This window comes from Sphingomonas sp. ABOLE (assembly GCF_003950455.1).
Lineage (GTDB): Bacteria > Pseudomonadota > Alphaproteobacteria > Sphingomonadales > Sphingomonadaceae > Sphingomonas > Sphingomonas trueperi.
Genome location: NZ_QQWY01000018.1, coordinates 103808 through 110135, shown reverse-complemented (window position 1 = coordinate 110135; position 6328 = coordinate 103808). Strand labels below are relative to the sequence as shown.

The 6328-nt window shown below is 68.2% G+C and carries 4 protein-coding genes and 1 pseudogene; 3 read left to right on the top strand and 2 right to left on the bottom strand.

The annotated features are described in order from the left end of the window. Nucleotides 1-70 precede the first annotated feature (70 nt). Nucleotides 71-415: pseudogene (locus CA234_RS12980) on the top strand (GcrA family cell cycle regulator); the annotation flags it as partial. Nucleotides 416-493: 78 nt separating this feature from the next. On the opposite strand, the gene CA234_RS12975 reads toward CA234_RS12980, so the two are convergent. Next, a complete protein-coding gene (locus CA234_RS12975) occupies nt 494-1063 on the bottom strand; it encodes an ankyrin repeat domain-containing protein (RefSeq protein WP_126001883.1) in 570 nt (189 codons plus the stop codon). 65 nt (nt 1064-1128) lie between these two features. Further along, on the bottom strand, nt 1129-2745 hold the full coding sequence (locus CA234_RS12970; RefSeq protein WP_126001887.1) for a catalase: 1617 nt from the start codon (nt 2743-2745) through the stop codon (nt 1129-1131). Between the two features lie 214 nt (nt 2746-2959). Between CA234_RS12970 and parE the strand changes: the two genes are divergently transcribed. Continuing rightward, on the top strand, nt 2960-4936 hold the full coding sequence (gene parE, locus CA234_RS12965; protein WP_125975761.1) for a DNA topoisomerase IV subunit B: 1977 nt from the start codon (nt 2960-2962) through the stop codon (nt 4934-4936). A 68-nt stretch (nt 4937-5004) separates the two neighbouring features. Then, a complete protein-coding gene (locus tag CA234_RS12960) occupies nt 5005-6327 on the top strand; it encodes a serine hydrolase (protein ID WP_126001882.1) in 1323 nt (440 codons plus the stop codon). Nucleotide 6328: the final 1 nt, after the last annotated feature.

Here is a 6328-nt window from a genome sequence, read left to right as displayed (position 1 = left end):
GTGACTGCCCGTCGACGATGCCGATTTCGACAGCGGCTCCGAGGCGGCCGAGCCCGCAGCACCGCGCGCGCCGCAGCCGGTGCTCCGCTCGGTCGGCCCGGGCGGCTTCATCCGCCAGAATCCGGGCGAGCAGGCCCCGCCGAGCACCCCCGCCCCGCCGCGCCGCCTCGTCCCCGCCAAGCCCAGCGAGGCGATCGCGGGCAAGACGACGCTGCTCGACTTGAACGACAAGATCTGCAAATGGCCGCTCGGCCACCCCGGCGAGCCCGACTTCCACTTCTGCGGCGAGAAGGTGAACCCGGGCTTCCCCTATTGCGTCGAACATTGCGGTCACGCCTATCAGGCACAGCTCCCCCGCCGCGACCGTCGCCCGGCTCCGACCATGCCCTTCGGCGGCACGCCCCGCCCGCGCTGAGGCGAACGCCGCATCGATACGACAAGGGGTGCGCACCGGCCGGTACGCACCCCTTTTGCTTTGGCGATCCGCCGACGCTCAGCGTGGCGCCAGCCGCGTCGCCAGCGCGCTATTGCCCTGCCCCGCCGCGACGCTGGCCGCGGTGCGGCCAGTCGCATCGGCGATCGCGGGATCGGCACCCGCCGCCAGCAGCATCTCCACCTGCTGCGTCCGCCCGAACAACGCCGCCATCATCAGCGCGGTCTGGCCGGCCTTGTTGCGGGCATTGACGTCGCAGCCCGCCTTGAGCAGCCGCGCGGCGATGGCGTCGTCGCCCTTGAACGCCACCCCCATTTGCGCAGTGTTCCCTTGGCCGCCGTCGGCCAGGCAGGGATCGGCACCCGCCGCGATCAGCGCCTCCAGCGCCGCCGCCTGGCCGTTATAGGCGGCAAGGATCGCGGGCGTGAAACCGCGGGAGTCGCGGGCATTAGGGTCGGCACCCAGCCGGACCAACCCGGGCACCAGATCGGCCCGGCCGCCACGCGCCGCCTCGAACAGCAGCGTCTGTCGACGCTCCGGCGACGGCAGCTCGGCGGCCGCCGTCTGGGCAGCGGCCATCGGCGCCGGGGCCAGCATGGCCCCGGCCAGCAACAACAACAGGGTACGCATCACATGCTCCGATCGTGCGGAAGCCCGGGCCGGTAGCTAGGCGCCGGCCCGGGTCGAGGGGGATCTCAGTTCGCGGCCGGCTGCTCGGGATTCGCCGCGCGATACTCGGCCGCGGCCTTCTCCACTTCGGCCATCGGCACGTTCACCGCCTTGGCGAGCCGCGTGCCATAGTCCTTGTCGGCCTGGTAGAAATAGCTGACCATGATCGTCCGCGTACGCGGCGACACGACCTTGCCCAGATCGCCGGACAGGTTCTTGATCAGATCGGCTTTCTCGGCCGCCGGCAGCGCGCGGTAGAAGATTCCGGCCTGGGCGAAGTTGTTGGTCTTGGCGATGGGCCGGGCGACGACCGTTGCATCCACCATATAGGTCGAGGCGGTCGCCTTGGCCGGGGTGGTCTTCGGCGCCAGCGCGGCGGGGAAATAGTTCACCCGCGCGCTGCGGCCGGAGGCATTCAGCTGGCCGTCCTGGCTGTTGTTGACCACCGCCACCCGCGGCCGGTTGACCGGCAGCGCCAGCGCGTTGGCGCCGATCCGGTAGCGCTGGGTATCGGCATAGCTGAACAGCCGCCCCTGCAGCATGCGATCGGGCGACGCCTCGATCCCCGGCACCATGTTCGACGGCGCGAAGGCGGATTGCTCGGTCCACTCGAAGAAATTGTCCGGCACCTTGTTCAGCGTCATCTCGCCGATCTTGCGGAACGGCACGCCCAGCCATTCCTTGGTGTCGTCGAACGGGTTGTAGTCGAGCTTGGCGAAATCCTCGGCGCGCATCACCTGCACCATCAGATCCCAGCTCGGGTAATTGCCCTTGGCGATCTCGGTGTAGAGATCATGGGTCTGATAATCGAACGCCTGCGCACCCGCCTGCGCGGCGGTGAGGGTGCGGACGCCCTGGCGGCTGATCCAGCGGAACTTGGCGAACACCGTCTCGCCCCTGGCGTTGACCAGCTTGAAGGCATGGACGCCGTTGCCGTCCATCGTCCGGTACGAGGCCGGCGTGCCCAGGTTGGAATAGAGCTGGGTCAGCATGTTGGTCGATTCGGGCGTGGCCGAGAAAAAGTCGAAGAAGCGGTTCGGGTCCTGCCGGTTGGTGACGGGATCCGGCTTCAGCGAGTGCACCATGTCCGGGAACTGCATCGCGTCGCGGATGAAGAAGATCGGCAGGTTGTTGCCCACCAGGTCCCAATTGCCCTGATCGGTGTAGAATTTGGTCGCGAAGCCGCGCGGATCGCGCAGCCATTCGGGGCTGTCCTTGCCGTGGATCACGCTGGAGAAGCGGACGAACACCGGGGTTTCCTTGCCCGGCTGGAACAGCGACGCCTTGGTGAGATCGGAAATGTCGGCGGTCGCGCGGAACACGCCGTGCGCGCCGGTGCCGCGGGCGTGGACGACGCGTTCGGGCGTGCGCTCGCGATCGAAGCGGGCCAGCTTCTCGATCAGGTGCGAATCCTCGAGCAGCACCGGGCCCAGATCGCCCGCCGCCTTGGAGTTGCGGTTGTCGCCGATCGGCGCGCCATTGTCGCGGGTCATCACCGGGACGGCGCCGGTCTCGGCCTGGATCGGGGTGTCGGCCTTGGCGCTCACCGGGGCGGGGCCGGTGGTCATGCGGCTGGAAACCTGGGTCTCGGTCTGGGCGGCGGCTGCGGCGGGCACGAGGGCGCCGCCGAGCAACGCGGCCATCGCCGCGCCGCTCCGGGTGGATCGAAGCATGAAGGAAACTCCCTTTTCTGGTCGGCGGCGGCGCGCCCTGCGCTCCGCATCGCCCGATCAGAACTATGCAGCCGCGATGATGCGAAGGTGAAACGGAAAGACGCGGTCACAGAAATCGACCGGGCCGCTTACCGCAGCCGCCGCCAGCTTGCGCGAGCCCCCCGGCACCCCCTATACGTTCCGCATGTCCGAAGACCTCTTCGCTGCGCCCTCCGTCCCCGCCGGCACCTATGACGCCTCGTCGATCGAGGTGCTCGAAGGCCTGGAGCCGGTCCGGCGCCGCCCGGGCATGTATATCGGCGGCACCGACGAGCGCGCGCTCCACCATCTCGCCGCCGAAATCCTCGACAATGCGATGGACGAAGCGGTCGCGGGGCACGCCAACCGCATCGAGGTGACGCTCGCCGCGCCCAACCGCATCACCATCGTCGACAATGGCCGCGGCATGCCGGTCGACCCGCACCCGCGCTTCCCCGACAAGTCGGCGCTCGAGGTGATTCTCTCGATGCTCCACTCAGGCGGCAAATTCTCGGGCAAGGCCTATGCCACCTCGGGCGGCCTGCACGGCGTCGGCATCTCGGTGGTCAACGCGCTGTCGGTGGACACGGTGGTCGAGGTCGCGCGCGACAAGCAGCTCTACCGCCAGCGCTTCAGCCAGGGCCAGACGCTGGGCCCGCTGGAGAAGATCGGCGGCACCCCCAACCGGCGCGGCACCAGCGTCGCCTTCACCCCCGACCCCGAGATCTTCGGCGAGATGCTGTTCAAGCCGGCGCGGCTGTACAAGCTCGCCCGCTCCAAGGCCTATCTGTTCGCCGGCGTCGAGATCCGCTGGAAGTGCGATCCGTCGCTGATCACCGACGATACGCCGGCCGAGGCGGTGTTCCAGTTCCCGGGCGGTCTTGCCGATCACCTGAAGGAACAGGTCGGCAGCCGCGAATGTGCCACCGCCGATTTCTTCGCGGGCACCCAGGAATTCCCCGATTCGCAGGGCCGCGTCGAATGGGCGGTCGCCTGGCCGCTGTGGAGCGACGGTAGCTATAGCTGGTACTGCAACACCATCCCGACGCCCGACGGCGGCACGCATGAACAGGGCCTGCGCCAGGCCTTGGTGCGGAGTCTCCGCAGCTTCGCCGATCTGGTCGGCAACAAGAAGGCCAAGGACCTCAACCCGGACGACGTGGTGACCGGCTCCGAAGTGATGCTCTCGGTGTTCATCCGCGAGCCGCAGTTCCAGAGCCAGACCAAGGACCGGCTGACCAGCCCAGAGGCGACCGCGCTCGTCGAAAAGGCGGTGCGCGACCATTTCGACCATTTCCTCACCGACAATATGGAGCGCGGCAAGGCGCTGCTCGGCTATGTGCTCGAGCGGATGGACGATCGCCTGCGCCGCAAGCAGGAGCGCGAGGTCAAGCGCAAGTCGGCGACGAGCGGCCGCAAGCTGCGCCTGCCGGGCAAGCTGACCGACTGTTCGGCAGACAGCCCCGAGGGCACCGAGCTGTTCATCGTCGAGGGCGATTCGGCCGGCGGCTCGGCCAAGCAGGCGCGCGACCGCAAGACCCAGGCGATCCTGCCGATCCGCGGCAAGATCCTCAACGTCGCCAGCGCCACCTCGGCCAAGATCCTCGCCAACCAGGAAATCGCCGACCTGATCCAGGCGCTGGGCTGCGGCACCCGCAAGGACTGCGACGCGACCCAGCTGCGCTACGAACGCATCATCATCATGACCGACGCGGACGTCGACGGCGCGCATATCGCGACGCTGCTGATGACCTTCTTCTTCCAGGAAATGCCGGACCTGGTGCGCAAGGGGCATCTCTACCTCGCCCAGCCGCCGCTCTACCGCCTGACGGTGGGCTCGAAGAGCCTCTACGCGCGCGACGACGCGCACCGCATCGAGATCGAGAAGACCGCGTTCAAGGGCAAGAAGGTGGAAGTCAGCCGGTTCAAGGGCCTGGGCGAGATGAACCCGAACCAGCTCAAGGAAACCACCATGGATCCCAAGACGCGCGGCATGCTGCGCGTGACGCTGCCGCAGGAATATGAGGAGCGTGCCGGGGTGAAGGACCTGGTCGACCGGCTGATGGGCAACAACCCGGCCCACCGCTTTGCCTTCATCCAGGAGAATGCGGCGCGTCTGGATGAAGAGGTGATCGACGCCTGAGCCCAACCCAGGCTTGCGCGCAGCGGGCCGGCGTGTATTACTCCCCCAACACAGGGGAGATGTTTTCGATGCGTGCCATCGCCTTTCTTGCGCCGCTGCTTGCCTGCGCCACGCCCGGTCTGGCGCAGACCACGTCCCCTGCTCCCGCCGCCGCACCCGTGCAGGCGGCCAAGGAATTCCGCGATCGGGTCAACCAGCTGCCCGATCTGTTGCAGGGCAAGGGCGACTATGACGCCGCCTTCGCCGACGCCTTCCGCGCACAGGTGCCGAAGGCCAAGTTCGATGCGGTGCTCCAACAGATCGCGGCCGCGGCCGGGCCTTATTCCGACCTGCAGAAGCTGGAGGCGAAGACGCCGTGGAGCGGTACGCTGACGGTCGAATATCGCGATGCGATCGCCACCGTGGCGATCGACGTCGATCCAGCCGGCGACCACCGCATCACCGGCCTGCTGGTGCAGGGCCTGACTGCGCGCGAAGCAACGCTCGACGCGGTAGAGGCAACGCTGAAGGGACTGCACGGCCGCACGGGCTATGTGCTGGCCAGGCTGGGCGACGGCAGGCCGCAGCTGCTCCGGCAGCACAATGCCGATCAGGCCTTCGCGATCGGCTCGGAATTCAAGCTGGTGATCCTCGCCGAGCTGATCCGCGCGACCAATGGCGGCGAGCGCCGCTGGGACGACCTGGTCACGCTGGACGGCAGCGCGCTGCCCGGCGGCGGGTACACCGCCAAGCCGGCGGGAACCAAGGTAACGCTGCGCGAACTTGCCACGCAGATGATCTCGATCAGCGATAACAGCGCGACCGACATCCTGCTCAAGACGCTGGGGCGCGAGAAGGTGGAAGCAATGCTGCCGGTCCTCGGCATCGCCGATCCTGCCCGCAACCGGCCCTTCCTCGGCACCGCGGAGGTTTTCAAGCTGAAGACCATCCCGGCCCTGCGCGACCGCTACCTCGTCGCCGACGAGGCCGGTCGTCGCGCCCTGCTGGCGGGCGAGGTGGCGGCGACACCGCTCAGCAAGGTCGATGTCGGCCTCTTCTCGGCGGGCAAGCCGCTGTCGATCGACACGCTGGAATGGTTCGAGACCCCGGCCGATCTCGTCCGGGTAATGGACTGGATCCGCCGCAACACCGAAGGACCCAGGGGCGCCGATGCCCGCGCCGTGCTGTCGAAGAACCCCGGCATTCCGCCGCTTGCCGCTGCCAAATGGGGCTATGTGGGCTACAAGGGCGGCTCCGAGCCGGGCGTCATGGCGATGACCCTGCTGCTGCAGGGCAAGGACGGCGGCTGGTACGTCCTCTCCGCCAGCTGGAACGACACCGCGCAGGATGTCGAACAGGGTCGCTTCGCCGGGCTCGTCGGCAAGGCCGCCGAGCTCGCGGCGGCGCCCTGAG